General features: G+C 63.9%; 17 protein-coding genes. 5 read left to right on the plus strand and 12 right to left on the minus strand.

All coding sequences use genetic code 11. The features are described 5' to 3' along the window. The 3 genes from exbB to CP49_RS38055 all read left to right on the plus strand — a co-directional run. Positions 1-524, plus strand: a 524-nt coding sequence (gene exbB, locus CP49_RS38045) for a tonB-system energizer ExbB (protein ID WP_245311081.1), incomplete at its 5' end; no start/stop codon positions are given. Positions 525-527: 3 nt separating this feature from the next. Beyond that, complete coding sequence (gene exbD / locus CP49_RS38050; RefSeq protein ID WP_057855220.1) at positions 528-995, plus strand: TonB system transport protein ExbD; 468 nt, start codon at positions 528-530, stop codon at positions 993-995. After that, positions 992-1,783, plus strand: coding sequence for an energy transducer TonB (locus CP49_RS38055; RefSeq protein ID WP_057855221.1), 792 nt, complete (start codon positions 992-994; stop codon positions 1,781-1,783). The genes exbD and CP49_RS38055 overlap by 4 nt, the downstream gene beginning before the upstream one ends. A 115-nt stretch (positions 1,784-1,898) precedes the next feature. Here CP49_RS38055 and CP49_RS38060 read toward each other — a convergent pair whose 3' ends face one another. The 6 genes from CP49_RS38060 to CP49_RS38085 are packed head-to-tail and all read right to left on the minus strand — an operon-like array spanning position 1,899 to position 7,908. Beyond that, a complete protein-coding gene (locus CP49_RS38060; RefSeq protein ID WP_057855222.1) occupies positions 1,899-3,350 on the minus strand; it encodes an aldehyde dehydrogenase in 1,452 nt (483 codons plus the stop codon). A gap of 23 nt (positions 3,351-3,373) precedes the next feature. Continuing rightward, positions 3,374-4,108 carry an ABC transporter ATP-binding protein gene (locus tag CP49_RS38065; protein ID WP_057855223.1) on the minus strand — a complete coding sequence of 245 codons (735 nt, stop codon included), beginning with the start codon at positions 4,106-4,108 and terminating at the stop codon, positions 3,374-3,376. Further along, a complete protein-coding gene (locus tag CP49_RS38070) occupies positions 4,101-4,850 on the minus strand; it encodes an ABC transporter ATP-binding protein (protein WP_057855224.1) in 750 nt (249 codons plus the stop codon). The genes CP49_RS38065 and CP49_RS38070 overlap by 8 nt, the downstream gene beginning before the upstream one ends. Continuing rightward, positions 4,847-5,791: a branched-chain amino acid ABC transporter permease gene (locus tag CP49_RS38075; RefSeq protein ID WP_057855225.1), complete on the minus strand. Its 945-nt coding sequence runs from the start codon at positions 5,789-5,791 to the stop codon at positions 4,847-4,849. The genes CP49_RS38070 and CP49_RS38075 overlap by 4 nt, the downstream gene beginning before the upstream one ends. Continuing rightward, complete coding sequence (locus tag CP49_RS38080) at positions 5,788-6,657, minus strand: branched-chain amino acid ABC transporter permease (protein ID WP_057855226.1); 870 nt, start codon at positions 6,655-6,657, stop codon at positions 5,788-5,790. The genes CP49_RS38075 and CP49_RS38080 overlap by 4 nt, the downstream gene beginning before the upstream one ends. Positions 6,658-6,684: 27 nt before the next feature. Beyond that, on the minus strand, positions 6,685-7,908 hold the full coding sequence (locus CP49_RS38085; protein ID WP_057855279.1) for an amino acid ABC transporter substrate-binding protein: 1,224 nt from the start codon (positions 7,906-7,908) through the stop codon (positions 6,685-6,687). Positions 7,909-8,076: 168 nt separating this feature from the next. Here CP49_RS38085 and CP49_RS38090 point away from each other — a divergent pair, with 168 nt between their 5' ends. Next, the gene (locus CP49_RS38090) at positions 8,077-8,988 is read left to right on the plus strand and encodes a helix-turn-helix domain-containing protein (RefSeq protein ID WP_057855227.1); all 912 of its coding nucleotides are present in this window, start codon (positions 8,077-8,079) and stop codon (positions 8,986-8,988) included. Between the two features lie 46 nt (positions 8,989-9,034). Here CP49_RS38090 and CP49_RS38095 read toward each other — a convergent pair whose 3' ends face one another. From CP49_RS38095 to CP49_RS38105, 3 genes are all read right to left on the minus strand, one after another. Continuing rightward, a complete protein-coding gene (locus tag CP49_RS38095) occupies positions 9,035-9,445 on the minus strand; it encodes a hypothetical protein (RefSeq protein ID WP_057855280.1) in 411 nt (136 codons plus the stop codon). Between the two features lie 62 nt (positions 9,446-9,507). Then, the gene (locus tag CP49_RS38100) at positions 9,508-10,188 is read right to left on the minus strand and encodes a site-2 protease family protein (RefSeq protein ID WP_057855228.1); all 681 of its coding nucleotides are present in this window, start codon (positions 10,186-10,188) and stop codon (positions 9,508-9,510) included. Between the two features lie 9 nt (positions 10,189-10,197). After that, complete coding sequence (locus tag CP49_RS38105; RefSeq protein WP_082646456.1) at positions 10,198-11,109, minus strand: LysR family transcriptional regulator; 912 nt, start codon at positions 11,107-11,109, stop codon at positions 10,198-10,200. Between the two features lie 89 nt (positions 11,110-11,198). Between CP49_RS38105 and CP49_RS38110 the strand changes: the two genes are divergently transcribed. After that, positions 11,199-12,089, plus strand: a complete 891-nt coding sequence (locus CP49_RS38110) for a DMT family transporter (RefSeq protein WP_057855229.1) — start codon at positions 11,199-11,201, stop codon at positions 12,087-12,089. 73 nt (positions 12,090-12,162) lie between these two features. Here CP49_RS38110 and CP49_RS38115 read toward each other — a convergent pair whose 3' ends face one another. The 3 genes from CP49_RS38115 to CP49_RS38125 all read right to left on the minus strand — a co-directional run bounded on the left by CP49_RS38115 (position 12,163) and on the right by CP49_RS38125 (position 14,155). After that, positions 12,163-12,546, minus strand: coding sequence for a RidA family protein (locus CP49_RS38115; protein WP_057855281.1), 384 nt, complete (start codon positions 12,544-12,546; stop codon positions 12,163-12,165). Between the two features lie 103 nt (positions 12,547-12,649). Beyond that, positions 12,650-13,396: an SDR family NAD(P)-dependent oxidoreductase gene (locus CP49_RS38120; RefSeq protein WP_057855230.1), complete on the minus strand. Its 747-nt coding sequence runs from the start codon at positions 13,394-13,396 to the stop codon at positions 12,650-12,652. A gap of 27 nt (positions 13,397-13,423) precedes the next feature. After that, positions 13,424-14,155, minus strand: coding sequence for an SDR family oxidoreductase (locus CP49_RS38125; RefSeq protein WP_057855282.1), 732 nt, complete (start codon positions 14,153-14,155; stop codon positions 13,424-13,426). Between the last annotated feature and the right edge of the window lie 62 nt (positions 14,156-14,217).

Here is a 14,217-nt window from a genome sequence, read left to right on the forward strand (position 1 = left end):
TGGCAGAAGCGCAATTCGCGCTGGGCGCCAAGGGCAGCGTGCTGGCGTCGTTCCTTAAGGCGGCGATGCGCGAAGCGCGGCTGTCGGCGGGCATCTCAAGCGACGCCGGCATCAAGGAGCGCGCCGCATCGAGCTTTGCGGAAATCGTGCGCGCCGAGGCGCGACGGATCCGGCTCGGCATGGGCCTGTTGGCAACCATCGGCGCGACGTCGCCCTTCGTCGGACTGTTCGGCACGGTCTGGGGCATCATGAACAGCTTCATCGGCATTTCGAAATCGCAGACCACGAATCTCGCGGTGGTAGCGCCCGGTATCGCCGAGGCGCTGCTCGCGACCGCTATCGGTCTCGTCGCGGCGATCCCCGCCGTTATCATCTACAATCACTTCGCGCGCGTGACCAAGGGCTATCTGGAGCTGGTCAGCCGTGCCTCGGGCGCCGCAGGGCGGCTCTTGTCGCGCGACCTCGACCGTACCCATGTCAGTTCACACGGCGGCCCGCATTCGCGCGCGGCGGCAGCGGAGTAGGCGATGGGCGCGTCGATCGCAGAACACGACCACGATGACGACAGCGATTTCGCGGAATCGCACGAGATCAATGTCACGCCGTTCATCGACGTCATCCTCGTTCTCCTGATCATCTTCATGGTGGCGGCGCCGCTCTCGACCGTCGACCTGCCGATCGATTTGCCGACGTCGACCGCAACCCCGCAGAAGAAGCCGGACAAGCCCACTTACGTGAGCATTAAGCCGGATCTCTCGGTTGCGATCGGGGAGGACATGGTCAAGCGCGTCGATCTGGTACGCTCGCTCGATGCGATGCCGGACGCCAGCAAGGAGCGTTACATCTTCTTGCGTGCCGACCGCGCCGTACCCTATGGCGAGTTGATGAACGTGCTCGAAATCCTGCGCGCCGGCGGCTATTCCAAACTCAAGCTGGTTGCGCTCGAAGGCGTTCCCGAAGCAGCGGCGGCGCAAGCTGCGCCGGCAAAACCTTGACCGGTCTCGACGAGCAAAAGCCATCCCGGCGGCTCTGGATTTCGGCCGCGGTGATTGCGCTCGCGCTTCACATCGGCGGGGCAGCGCTGGCGATTGCGCATTTGCAGACCGAGGAAGCCGATGACGCCCTCGGCGCGACGGCGATCGAGGTCGGGCTCGAAATGGCCGCGGTGCGCCGCGAGGTGACCGACCTGCCGCCAGGGCCGGACACCGATGCTGCCGCGCACTCGCCGCCGCTTCCTGAGCAGAATGCGGAGGCGAAGGAAACCGATCTCCCGCAGGACAAGCCGACCGAGCCCGAAGAGGCCGATCGGGTGGTGACGGAGACCGAATCCAAGAAACCGAAAGAGGACGACCCGAAGATCGCGGCGGTGCAAACGCAGGCGTCCCCCGAGTCGGTCGCCTCGGAGGCGACCGCAACGCCGAGTTCGGAGGACATTCCGGAAGGACAGCGTTCCGTCGCGCCGGTGATCGGCACCGGCGAGAGCGCACGACGCGTGCGCGCGACCTGGCAGAAGGAACTGGTCGCGCATCTCGACAAGCACAAGCGCTACCCGAAGGAGCGGCAGCAGAAATCCGCCGAGATCCAGATTCGCTTCACGCTCGACCGCATGGGCCACGTGCTCTCGACCGATATCGAAAAGGGCTCGGGCGATCCGGCCTTCGACGAGGCAGCGCTGGCGATGGTGCGGCGCTCCGATCCGGTGCCGATGCCGCCACCTGTGATCGCCGACGAAGGCCTGACCTTCACCCTGCCGGTGATCTTCCGCGTCAAGACCAAGAGCTGACGCCTCGCATTCACGCTATAGCGTTTTCGAGCGAAGTGGACGCCGGTTCGCGTGAAGAAAACGCGTCAAAACAAGAATCTAGAGCTTCGGTTCTGACGCAGTCAGAAACGAAGCTCTAGATCGGATAATGCTGCGGCCCGGTCTCGATCGTAATCCAGCGCAATTCCGTGAAGTCGGCAATGCCGGCCTTGCCGCCGAAGCGGCCATAGCCCGACGCCTTGACGCCGCCGAACGGCATCTGCGCCTCGTCGTGAACGGTGGGGCCGTTGACATGGCAAATGCCGGAATCGATGCGCTTGGCGACCTCGAAAGCGCGGGCAATGTCGCGGCCGAACACGGCCGCGGACAGTCCGTACTCGGTGTCATTGGCGACGCGCACGGCTTCGTCCGCGCCGTTGACGCGCACGACGCAGACCACCGGACCGAACGACTCCTCACCATAGATGCGCATCGACGAATTGACGCCGTCGATCACGGTCGCCGACATCAGCGTACCTTCGCTGCGTCCCCCCGCAACCACCTTGGCGCCCTTGCTGACGGCGTCGTTGATCAGGGCCTGGATGCGCGCCGCGGCATCGGTGCCGATCAGCGATCCCAGCGGCGCATTGCCCTTGCGGGGATCACCGGCGACCAGCGATCCCGCTTTCGCCGCGAGCTTGGTCACGAATGCGTCGGCGATCTTTTCGTCGACGACGAGGCGCTCGGTCGACATGCAGATCTGGCCCTGGTTCATGAAGGCGCCGAACGCCGCAGCGGCCACCGCGGCGTCGATATCGGCATCGTCGAGCACGATCATCGGCGCCTTGCCGCCGAGTTCGAGCAGCGCCGGCTTGAGATATTTGGCCGCGACCTGAGCAATGATGCGACCTACCCGCGTCGAGCCGGTGAAATTGACCCGGCGCACGGCGGGATGGCCGATCAGCATCTCGATTAGCGCCGGCGCATCTTCCGGCGCGTTGGTGATGACGTTGAGGACGCCCGGCGGCAGGCCGGCGTCGCGCAGGCATTCGGCGATCAGCCGGTGGGTGCCCGGGCAGATTTCGGACGCCTTCAGCACGACGGTATTGCCGCAGGCGAGCGGCAGCGCGATGGCGCGCACGCCGAGAATGACCGGCGCGTTCCACGGCGCCATGCTCAGGACCACCCCTGCGGGCTGGCGCACCGCCATCGCGATGCAGCCGGGCTTGTCCGAGGGGATGACCTCGCCGGAAATCTGCGTGGTCATGGCGGCCGCCTCGCGCAGCATACCGGCGGCGAGGTGGACGTTGAAGCCGGCCCAACCCGCGGTCGCCCCGGTCTCCGCCGCCATCAGCTCGACAAATTGGGCCGCCTTCGACGCCAGAAGATCGGCGGCTTTCAGCAGGATCGCGCGCCGGGCATTCGGGCCGGTGGCGGACCATGCGGGGAAGGCGGCGGCGGCGGTGTCGGCCGCGCGCTTCGCATCCGCGATCTGGGCTGCCGCGGCGCGGCTTGCGACGTCACCCGTGACGGGGTTGAGGCGATCGAATGTTTCGCCGTTCGACGCCGGGACATCCTTGCTCTCGAGCAGCAGCGAGATTTCGTACATGGCCTTCTCCTTGGGCGGTAGCGTTACGGTGATGGTGCGGCGGACGGCGGCGCGCCGCCGAGATAGGCGCGTTGGACGGCGGGATCGGACTTCAGATGATCGGCGGTGCCGTGGCCGACGATGACGCCGTTTTCCAGCACATAGCCGCGGTCGGCGATCCGCAGGCTCTCCTGCGCGTTCTGCTCGACCAGCAGCAATCCGACACCTGCTTCGCGCACCCGCCGCAGCGTGGCGAACAGCTCCTGCACCATGGCAGGCGAGAGCCCGAGCGACGGCTCATCGAGCAGCAGGATATCCGGATTGGACATCAGCGCGCGGCCGATGGCGAGCATCTGCTGTTCGCCGCCGCTCATGGTGCGGGCGATCTGGGCGGCGCGTTCGCGCAGGCGCGGAAACAGTTCGAGCACTTGCTCGCGCCGGGCAGTTTCGCCGTCGCGGGCGCGCTTCGGATTGGCGCCGAGCAGGAGATTTTCCTTCACCGAGAGGTCACCGAAGATGCCGCGGCCCTCGGGCACCAGCGCCAGCCCGCATTCGACGATGTCGTGCGCGGCAAGCGCCGAGATATCGCGGCCGCCGAGGCGCACCTGCTTGCCCGGAAGCGTACGCACGACGCCGGCGATGGCCTTTAGCAGCGAGGTCTTGCCGGCGCCATTGGCGCCGAGGATGGTTACGATCTCGCCGCGTCCGACATCGAGGGCGACACCGTCGAGCGCGCGGTGGAGGCCATAGGCCAGGCTGAGATTGGCGACCTCAAGCATCGGCGGCCACTCCGCCGAGATAGGCCTTGACGACCGCCGCATCGCTCAGCACGTCCGCAGTCGCGCCCTCGGCAATCTTGCGGCCGCTGCTCATGACGATGCAGCGGTCGCAAAGTGCGCGAACCGCGCTCATCACATGCTCGACCAGCACGATGGTGATCCCGTCCGCCTTCAACGATCGGATCAGCTCGATGCCGACCGTAAGCTCGGATGGATTGAGCCCGGCGAGCCATTCGTCGAGCAGCAGCAACCGCGGCTTCGCGGCAAGGGCGCGGGCAAGCTCCAGGCGCTTGCGGTCGATATAGGTGAGGTCGGCTGCCGGCCGCCGGTCGTGCCCGGCAAGGCCGACGCGGTCGAGGAGGGCGTCGATCCGGACCTCGGCCTCGGCGGCGGGCACATGCGGCTTCTGGAACGCCAGCCCCGCCTTGATGTTCTCGCGGCAGTCCATGCCGTCTAGCACGCGGACGAGCTGGAATGTCCGCGCCAATCCGAGCCGGGCGATCCGGTACGAGGCGAGGCCGGCGATGTTCTGGCCCATCAGGCGGATGGTGCCTGCGTCGGAACGCAGCACGCCCGATATCAGATTGAGCGCCGTCGTCTTGCCCGACCCGTTGGGCCCGAGCAGGCCCATGATCTCGCCTTGCCCGACGGCAAAGCCGAGATCATTGACCGCGACCAGCCCACCGAAGGCGCGCCGCAGGCCTTCGACTTCGAGAACCCGCGTTGCGGTGTCCTGGCTCATGCGGCCACCCGCTCCGTGGTTTTGCCGCCCGGCGTCGTCGACAGCTTCTCGAACAGTCCCGCGACGCCCCGCGGCAGCATGTAGACGATCAGCAGGAAGATGCAGCCGAGGATGATCGTGAACGTGTTCGGAAAACGCGCGCTCAGGAGTTCGAACAGTAGCGTCAGCGGCACGGCGCCAAGTACCGGCCCCCACAACCGGTGCGCGCCGCCGAGCAGCGCCATGATCAGCACCTGAAACGAGATCATCGAATTGAAGGCGATCGACGGCTCGATATAGGTCCAGCGCGGCGCCATGATTGCGCCGACCAGCGTCATGACCGTGGCGCTGATCGTGAACAGCGCGACCTTGGCGAAGGTGGTATTGATCCCGCAATGCGTTGCGACGGTCTCGTCCTCGCCGATCACCCGCAGCGCAAAGCCGAGGCGCGAGCGCGCGATCAGCCAGCCCAGCAGGAACACGGCGGCCGTGAGCCCCAGCAATTGCCAGTAAATATCGGCCTGGGTGATGTCGACGAAGACATAGCGTCCAAGCACGCGCGATTTGTTGACTTCGAACCACACCACAAGCTGGCGTATCAGTTCGGTCAGCCCGAACGTGAAGATGACGAAATAGACGCCGCTCAGACGCAGCGTCGAGAGCCCAACAATGGCAGCCACGATGGCGCCGAGCGCCGCTGCGATCAGCAGCACCAGCGGCCAAGGCAATATTTCGCCGAGCACAGCGACGGTATAGGCGCCGACGCCGAAGAACGCCGTTGTTGCCAGCGACACGTAGCGCGTCGGGCCTGAGAACATGCCCCAGGCCGTCGCGAGCACGGTATATTGCAGAAGGCTGATGGCAAGCGCGAGGTAGTAGGCGTTGCCAAGGCGCGGCACAAAGGCCAGCAGGACAAGGGCTGCGAGCGCGCCGACGCCGAGGCCTGCGGTTTTCGCGCTCATCGCGTAGCCCTGCCAAACAGGCCGGCCGGCTTCACCAGCAGCACGGCGAGGAACAGGGCGAAGTTGACGGCAAGGGTGAGGCCGGGATCGACATAGGAGGCAACCAGTGCCTCGCTCAGACCCAGCGCCAGCCCTGCGACCAGACAGCCCAGCATGTTGCCGACGCCGCCCATCACGACGACGATCAACGCCTTCATCGTGAAGACCACGCCGGATGATGCGCTGAAGGTTAGGAATGTGCTGATCAGCACACCTGCCGCGGCCGCCAGCGCGCCGCCCAATGCAAAGGTTAGGGCGGAAGCTTGCGGCACGTTGATCGCGACAAGCTGGGCGGCAAAGGGATCGACCGCGACCGCGCGTACCGCGGTGCCGGCGCGGGTGCGCGTCAGGGCCAGATAGAGCGCGAGGCCAAGCAGGATGGTGATGCCGAGCGCGGCGAGGCGGTTGGCCGCGACGGTCTCGCCGACAAACTGCACCGGGAAGGCGAGGAAGGAATAGCTGTAATAGGCTCCGCCGAACAGCGCGAGCATCGAGCCCTGAATAACGAAGGTGAGCCCGAAGGTCGCGAGAATGCTGTCGACCTCGAGCGCATCGCGGTTCGGCGCGCGGCGCACCAGCGGCGTCAGCAGCAACTTATAGATCGCAAAGTTCAGCACGAAGGCGAGGGGGACGACCACCGCCAGTCCGACAAACGGACTGATCGCCCAGCCCGTGAACAGCCAATGCGATGCAAAGGCGGCGGCGATCAGAAACTCGCCGTAGGAGAGGTTCATGATGCGCGCAACGCCGTACTGGAGCGTAAGCCCCATGGCGATGAGCGCATACATGCCGCCCAGCATCAGGCCGGTCAGAATGGCGATCGTCATGACTGGACCGGCCGTATTGGTTCGAGGTTACGGAGCCATCCACGCCGGCTTCGGCACGATCGCGGCGCGCGCACCTTCGTTCTTTGCCGGAGCGATGCCGTAGAACTCGCCATCCTGCCACTGGCCGACCCACCAGTAGCGCGTCGGCATGTTGTTCTCGAGCTTGACCTTGCCGATCACGGTTTCGAACGTGCCCGTCTGCAGATCCTTGATCACGGCGGCACGGTCGATCTTGCCGACGCGCTCGATCGCCTGCTGCAGCATCTGCAGGCTGGCGTAGGTGACCGCGCTCGCCCAGCGGTCCGGCTCGGCGCCGTTGGCGGAGGCCTTGTGGCGGGCGAGATAGTCCTTGATTGCCGGGCTGTCGCCGCTCCAGCCGCCGATGCCCATGACGCCTTCGGTATTCTTGCCGAACTTCTGGCGATAGAGCGGGAACGCGGTGCCGACGCCGGTATAAAACACCTTCGGATTGAGCCCGGCGATACGCGACTGCTCGGTCAGCGCCAGCGTATCCGGCGGATAGCTGAAGGCGATGAAGACATCCGGATTGAGCGCCTTCACCTCGTTGATGATAGGGGCGAGATCCTGGGTGCCGATCGGATAGCTCTTGTCGTAGGCGAGCTTGAATTTTGCGTTGGTGAGCGCCGGCCGCGCTGCGGTCGACAGGTCGATGCCAAAGCCGTCGGCAATGCTCACCATCGCCACGGTGTCGCCGATCTTCTTTTCGTCGCGGAGTTTGGAAAGCAGTTCGACGAGTGTTCTGGCGGCATCCCCGCTGGTGCCGAGCATCCAGAAACTGTTGGGCCAGCGTTTGGCGAGTTCGGGCGCGCGGTCGGTCACGGCAGTCGCGGCGATATGCGGATAGCCTTCCCGGTTGAGCGTCGGGCCGACCGCGAGATTGAGACCGGTGCCCCATGGCGGCAAGATGAAATCGACCTTGTCCTGGTTGATCAGCCGCTCGAGCGCGCGCACGGCCTCTTCGGCGTTGGAGCGGTCGTCATACTGCACGACCTCGATCGGGACGCGCTTGTCGCCGAGCTTGATGCCACCAGCGGCGTTCACCTCCTTCACCCACAATTCGTAGTTGGGGATCGTGGTGACAGCGGCGCCGCCGGTATTGGGCCCGGTGCGCGAAATCGCATAGCCGATCTTGATCGAGGTCTGCGCTTCGGCGATGGCGGTCAGGCCGAGGGTGGCGGCGCAGGTGGCGGCCGCGAACAGGGCGGCGCGCCGCGTCAGAAATGTCGTCATGTTCTCCTCCCGGGGATGCTTCGGTGGCGCCATTGGCTGGCGCTCTGATCGCCCTGACGTTAGGGGAGGTCCTGGGAGGCTTGGAATTGGACGAAACCGGGGAAAGATTGTACTTTTCTGGCAAAGGCCCCGGTTTACTGGCGGCGGATTGTCTCAGGAGGCGGGGTCATGTCGGTATCACCAGCGCTGAACGGACTGCCGGTTAGCATTGCGCTGGCGGTGCGTGCGGAGGCATTTTCGGCATCGTTGGCGGCACGATCGTGGGTTATCCGCCAGAAGTCCGAGCGCCGGGCGCATCTGTTGCTGCTGCAATCGGATCGCGGCCGCGCGTCTTGGCACGGGACCGGCGTTGCGCTTGAAGCGCCGGCTTTGCTTTGGCTGCCGGGCAGCATCGATGCGACGGTAGGTGTTGGCCCGGGCGCGCACGGGTTTCTGTTGTCGGTGGAGGACGATTTCCTGATCAAGATCGTCGCCGGCAATGCCGAGGCGCTGCATCTGCGCAGGACCACCGAGCGTGTCGCGCTGATCGCAGGCGAAGCGCTTCCGCCATCTCTCGACACGATCGCTGAGTCATGCCGCGCCATCGTGGCGGAGCTTCGCGCGCCGGGCTTTGGCGGTGCGACGCTGATCTCCTCGCATTTGCTGTTGCTGTGTTTGCAGCTCTGGCGGCTCAGCGCGTCGCACGATGAGCGCCACGAGATGGCTGCGCGGGGCGGCGGTCCGGCCCTGGTCGGCAATTTCCTGCAGATGGTCGAGCTGCATTATCGCGACGGCTGGCCAGTGGCGCGCTATGCGGACGCGCTTGGCGTCACGTCGGACAAGCTGCACGCCCATTGTCAGCGCGAGAAGAACTGCGGCCCGCGCGCGATCATCCACGAGCGCCTGGTGCGCGAAGCCTGCACACGGCTGCAGCAGCTCGATCTTCCCGTCGAGCAGATCGGATACGGTCTGGGTTTCCGCGATCCGGCCTACTTCAGTCGTTTCTTCCGCAAGTATCGGGGAGCTTCACCGGGCAACTATCGCCGGCAGATACGATTGGAGCACGCGCGCAGCGGCCCGTCCTACGCGGCGTGGCCATGAAGCGGTTGTATCGCGGACTTTCAACCGGTGCGGGAATGCGTCCGCCTCAGCGCCAGAAGTAGCGAATGCTGACGTAGACGATGGCAAGGCAGATAAAAATCAGTGCCACCGGGAGCCGCGGCTTTTCCGTCGATCTCGCAGCGACTGGCTTCGGGCGTGCGGGCGGGCGGCGGAACGCGGTGACCTTGCCGGTATCGGCGACCGGCTCGCTCGCGCGCGAAGGAATCTCGGGTGGCGTTCCGGAGCCGCCCATCTCGGCATAGTAGCTCTTGTACATGAGCTGGATGGTGGCCTCCGATGCGTCCGCCTCGGTCATCCTCGCCAGCAACTGCCGGTAGCCTTCAAGAAAGGTCTGCGCCTCGGCGGGCAGGGCAGAAAAACCGTTGAGCTTGGCCATCATTAGCCAGGTTGCAAAATCTGCCCTCGCACGGGTATCGGCGCGTCGTGCAATCAACATATCGGCAGCTTTTGTCGCCATGGCCCCGGTCGGCTCTTCCCTGCGTTGTTTCTATCTGAAGCTTAAGCGTTGCCGGTGATGAAGAGAAGCGCGCTGATCACATAACCGGTCAGTGTCCGCAGTATCGCCGAAATAACATCAAGATTTAGGCCGAGTTGCGCGCCGATGATGGGAAGCAGGATCAGAAGACCGAGCAGGATCAGAATCCCATAGGGTTCCAGGCGCGACAGCGGGTATGCCAGCACCTGCGGCAACAGCCCGACGGCGACCCGGCCGCCGTCCAGCGGCGGGATCGGCATCATGTTGAAGATCGCCAGCACGATATTGATCAGGAAAGCGTTTTTGAGGTTATCCGCAGTCCATTTGGCGGCCTCTGCCGGCACCAGGGGCAGGGCGTGGAAGGCAAACGCCACGACGATCGCCAGGATAATGTTGGTGGCGGGCCCGGCGAGCGCCACCCAGACCATGTCGAGCCGCGGATGGTTAAGGTTCCGGAAATTCACCGGGACCGGCTTGGCGTAGCCGAACAGGAACGGAGAGTGTGCCAGCAAAAGCAGGCCCGGAAGAATCAGGGTCCCGAACGGATCGATATGCTTGAAAGGGTTGAAGCTGACCCGGCCAAGCTGCCAGGCGGTATTGTCGCCGAGCTTGTATGCCACAAAGGCGTGCGCTGCCTCGTGAAACGTGATGGCGATGAGGAGCGGGAGCACCCAGACCGAGATGGCATACAATGAAATATTCACGTGATCCGCTCAGTTGAAGGCGATCGGGATGGCGTCGCGGGTTGCGCGCCTCACCGAGATTTCATCAAGATGGTTTGATATGGTTGAGCGCAAGTGATCCGCGAGTAGCTTGCCCGCCCGTGACAGATTCGCGGTGCGATGCATGCAAATGTCCGCAGCCGGTAGTCGCGGCATGCCGTCGCGCTCCGACAGGGGGCGCAGCTTCGGCGGAAATGTACCTGCCTTTACGACGGTCACCGCAAGCCCCTGCGCCGCAACCGACTCGACGGCTGCAAGGCTGTGGCTGACGAAAGCCAACCGCCACGGTCGCTTGGCGGCATCGAGCGCCTCGATCGCCCATTTTCGGAACAGGCAGCCCTGCGGATAAAGCGCAAGCGGCAGCGGGTTCTGTTGCTCGACAGGGTGAAATGCACCGGTTGCCCACGCAGCCTGTTCGCGCCGCAGGAATTCGCCCTCGCCACTTCCCTCCGGATGCATCGCAATGACGAGGTCATAGGCATTGCCGAGGCGCGAGGGCATGGAAGATGTGAGTCCTGTCTCCATCTCGACATGGACCAGCGGATAACAGGCGACAAAGCTTGCCAGCAAGGGCGGAACGATCAAGGTGCCATAGTCGTCCATCACGCCCAGGCGCACAACACCTTCAATCTTGCGCTCCCGCAGCTTGCCGACGGCCTCGTCGTTCAGCGTCAGGATGCGCCTCGCGTATCCGAGCAGCCCTTCGCCCGCGGAGCTTAAGTCGACATTGGCCTTGGTGCGGTTGAACAGCTCCACGCCAAGGCGTTCCTCAAGGCGCTTGATCTGCATGCTTACGGCCGACTGGGTCCGGTTAAGCTGGCTAGCGGCGCGCGTGAAGGAGCGGCTGTCAGCCACCGCCACGAAAGCCTTCAACAGCTCAGGATCGAGGAGAGGTACGCTCATAACTAAACGTTATTTCTCTTATCAGGAAAATTCCATTTCTTGATAAGTAGCCCCTCCGTACCTTGTCCGCAAGTCGTAAGGGGAAATGCATGAACGAGACGTGGGCCGTGGTTGCAGCAGTCCTGTCGAGCGGTCTAGGCGGAACTTCGGTTGCGGCAACCCGCTATCTGGTGAATGCAATTGATCCGTTGGCGATCGGTTCATTCCGGTTCGGCATCGGGTTTCTGCTGTTGTTGCCGGCGGCGCTTCTGCAAGGCGGCCGGTGGCCGCCGCGCCGCGACTGGTCGGGCGTCGCCGGATTGGGTGTACTGTACTTCGCCCTGTTCCCGATCCTGTTCAATGCGTCTCTGATTTTCACGACAGCAGCGAGGGGCGCGCTCGCCTTGTCGACGCTTCCGCTGCTGACGATGGTCGTGGGAGCGCTGCTCGGCAGCGAAGGCCTTACGGTGCGCAAATCGATCGGTGTCGTGACCGCAACGCTCGGAGTTGCCCTGGCTCTTCTGTCGGGCCTTGCTTCCGCGCCGTCGGGAGCCTGGCGCGGCGATCTCCTGATGATCGCGGCAGCCCTGTGTATGGCGCTCTACAGCATCTGGTCCAAGCCATTCATCGCTCGCTCCGGGCCGATTCCCTTTACGACGGTGTCCATGGGGGTTGGGGCTTTATGCCTTGTCCTGATCTCGCACTGGCGCGGCAGTTTTACGCCCGTTGCGGCTTTCGAGGTCCCGCATTGGCTGGCGGCGCTCTATCTCGGCGCCTTCGGTAGCGCGCTGACGTTTTATTTGTGGGCATTCGCGCTGGAGCGCACAACGCCGACCCGAGTCGCGATCTCGGTCACCGTCAATCCGATCACCGCGTCGCTGGTTGGCGCGGTATTGCTGGACGAACCGCTCCGCTGGAATCTTGTTGCCGGCATCGTGACGGTCTTCGCAGGCATTTGGATCGCGACCACCGCAGGTCGGCGTCCTGCGTCGGCAACATAGATGGGGTAACGGGCCCGGATGGAGCGAAGCGGCTGCATTCGCCGTTCTGGCGGTTGATATCCGGTGATGTCAGTTACGCCTCGGCAATGGCTTCTATTTCCAATAGCCAGGCTTCGTCGAAAATTCCTGCAATGATGACTGTAAGCGCGGGGGCGTGATTACCCAAAGTCTCTTGTCGCGCTTGACGGTTTTCGAGCGCGTATTTTCTGTCGGACAGGAAGATCGTAATCTTCACAAGATTGCCGATCGTCATGTCTGCGGCTTCGAGCTGTGCAATGACGTTGGCCCATACAAGTCTCGCTTGCTCAGCAAAACTGTGCGGCACCGCGCCCCCGCGAGCCATGGGAATCTGACCGCTGATATAAAGCCGCCGGACGCTGTTCGTTGTTTCCAGGGCTTGGGAATAGCCGCCGATCGCCTCAGGGGCCGACTTGGCGTTTATCGATCGAAGTTTCAACGGCATCGTTTCTTGTCCAGCAGTTTGCTCGGGCGATCCAGCAGGCGGGCTGTAAGAAGGCCACCGCCGTTGTCGCATGGCGGCTCGCCTCGGCGCCAGCCGTCTAATAAGTCGCCCGGCCGCCGGAAATGTCGAACACCGCGCCGGTTGAGAAGGCGCAGTCTTCCGATGCCAGCCACGCGACCATCGCCGCGAGTTCTTCGACGAGGACGAAACGTCCTTTCGGAATTTTCGACAACATGAAATCGATGTGCTGCTGTGTGAGCTGGTCGAAGATAGCGGTTTTCGCCGCCGCCGGTGTTACTGCGTTGACGAGGATGTCGTGCTGCGCGAGCTCTTTGCCGAGCGACTTGGTCAGCGCGATCAGGCCGGCCTTCGAGGCCGAATAATGCGCGGCGTTGGGGTTGCCTTCCTTGCCGGCGATGGAGGCGATGTTGACGATGCGGCCGTATTTCTGCTGCAACATCACAGGCACCACGGCCTTGCAGCAGATGAAGGGACCGTCGAGATTGATGCGCAGCACCTTGCGCCATTCGTCGAGGTCAGTTTCCCACACCGTCTTGTTGATGCCGGCGATGCCGGCGTTGTTGACGAGGATGTCGATCTTGCCGAACGCCTTCAGGGTTTCGTCGCGGGTCTTCTCGACGGCGACAAGATCGGAAACGTCGACCTTGAAGGCAGAGACATCAGCGCCGATTTCCTTGGCGGTCTTTTCCGCAAAAAGCAGGTCATGATCCCAGATCGCCACCTTCGCGCCTGATGCGACGAAGCGCTCGGCAATGGCGCGGCCAAAACCCTGTGCCCCGCCGGTGACGATGGCGCTGCGGCCGTTGAGATCGATCTTGTTCATGCTGGAAGCCTTTTGATTGCGTGGACATCAGAGCATGTAGCCGCCATCGACGACGAGGTCGACGCCGGTGGTGAACGCGGCTTCGTCGCTCGCAAGATAGATCGCCATGGCCGCTATTTCCTCTGCGGTGCCCAGCCGCCCCATCTTCTGGCGGGCGATGAACATCTCTTTGCCCTGCGGGCCGACGGCCGCGGCCCGGTCGAGCATCGAGGGTGTCTCCACGGTGCCGGGGCAGATGCTGTTGCAGCGGATGCCCTGGGTGATGAAGTCGAGCGCAACCGCGCGCGTGAGCAACGAAACCGCCGCCTTGGACGCACTGTAGACATAACGATTGGCCGGTGGCCTCAACGCCGCGCAAGATGAGATGTTGACGATGCTGCCGCCTCCGCCCGTCAGCATCGCCGGCAGAAACGCCTTGATGGTCCGGTGCATGGATTTGACGTTGAGGTCGAAGGAGAAGTCCCAGTCCTCTTCCGAACAGTCCAGGATGGTTCCGTGGTGCACGAAGCCCGCCGCGTTGAGCAGGATGTCGATCTTTCCAATGCGCTTGGCGAAGGCGTCGACCTCGGCCGTGCTGCGAACGTCAAGTCGTGCCGTCTCGGCGACGCCTTCTTTGCCCAGGGTGGCGATGCCGCTTTCATTGATGTCGGTGGCGATCACCGTGGCGCCTTCGCGCGCGAATGCTATTGCGCATGCCCGGCCGATGCCCGCCGCTGCGGCGGTGACAACAGCGCGCTTTCCCTTCAGTCGATCTGACATGTTTTTCTTTTCCTCTTTTTCTTCGTCATTGCGAGGAGCGATAGCGACGAAGCAATCCATCG

The sequence above is a fragment of the Bradyrhizobium valentinum genome (assembly GCF_001440405.1).
Taxonomy (GTDB): Bacteria; Pseudomonadota; Alphaproteobacteria; order Rhizobiales; family Xanthobacteraceae; genus Bradyrhizobium; species Bradyrhizobium valentinum.

What these genes read in the sequence shown, in the direction of transcription:
- exbD (WP_057855220.1), top strand. Translation starts at nt 528, where the DNA reads ATGGGCGCGTCGATCGCAGAACACGACCACGATGACGACAGCGATTTC.
- CP49_RS38060 (WP_057855222.1), bottom strand. Translation starts at nt 3,350, where the DNA reads ATGTACGAAATCTCGCTGCTGCTCGAGAGCAAGGATGTCCCGGCGTCG.
- CP49_RS38065 (WP_057855223.1), bottom strand. Translation starts at nt 4,108, where the DNA reads ATGCTTGAGGTCGCCAATCTCAGCCTGGCCTATGGCCTCCACCGCGCG.
- CP49_RS38070 (WP_057855224.1), bottom strand. Translation starts at nt 4,850, where the DNA reads ATGAGCCAGGACACCGCAACGCGGGTTCTCGAAGTCGAAGGCCTGCGG.
- CP49_RS38075 (WP_057855225.1), bottom strand. Translation starts at nt 5,791, where the DNA reads ATGAGCGCGAAAACCGCAGGCCTCGGCGTCGGCGCGCTCGCAGCCCTT.
- CP49_RS38080 (WP_057855226.1), bottom strand. Translation starts at nt 6,657, where the DNA reads ATGACGATCGCCATTCTGACCGGCCTGATGCTGGGCGGCATGTATGCG.
- CP49_RS38085 (WP_057855279.1), bottom strand. Translation starts at nt 7,908, where the DNA reads ATGACGACATTTCTGACGCGGCGCGCCGCCCTGTTCGCGGCCGCCACC.
- CP49_RS38090 (WP_057855227.1), top strand. Translation starts at nt 8,077, where the DNA reads ATGTCGGTATCACCAGCGCTGAACGGACTGCCGGTTAGCATTGCGCTG.
- CP49_RS38095 (WP_057855280.1), bottom strand. Translation starts at nt 9,445, where the DNA reads ATGTTGATTGCACGACGCGCCGATACCCGTGCGAGGGCAGATTTTGCA.
- CP49_RS38105 (WP_082646456.1), bottom strand. Translation starts at nt 11,109, where the DNA reads ATGAGCGTACCTCTCCTCGATCCTGAGCTGTTGAAGGCTTTCGTGGCG.
- CP49_RS38110 (WP_057855229.1), top strand. Translation starts at nt 11,199, where the DNA reads ATGAACGAGACGTGGGCCGTGGTTGCAGCAGTCCTGTCGAGCGGTCTA.
- CP49_RS38120 (WP_057855230.1), bottom strand. Translation starts at nt 13,396, where the DNA reads ATGAACAAGATCGATCTCAACGGCCGCAGCGCCATCGTCACCGGCGGG.
- CP49_RS38125 (WP_057855282.1), bottom strand. Translation starts at nt 14,155, where the DNA reads ATGTCAGATCGACTGAAGGGAAAGCGCGCTGTTGTCACCGCCGCAGCG.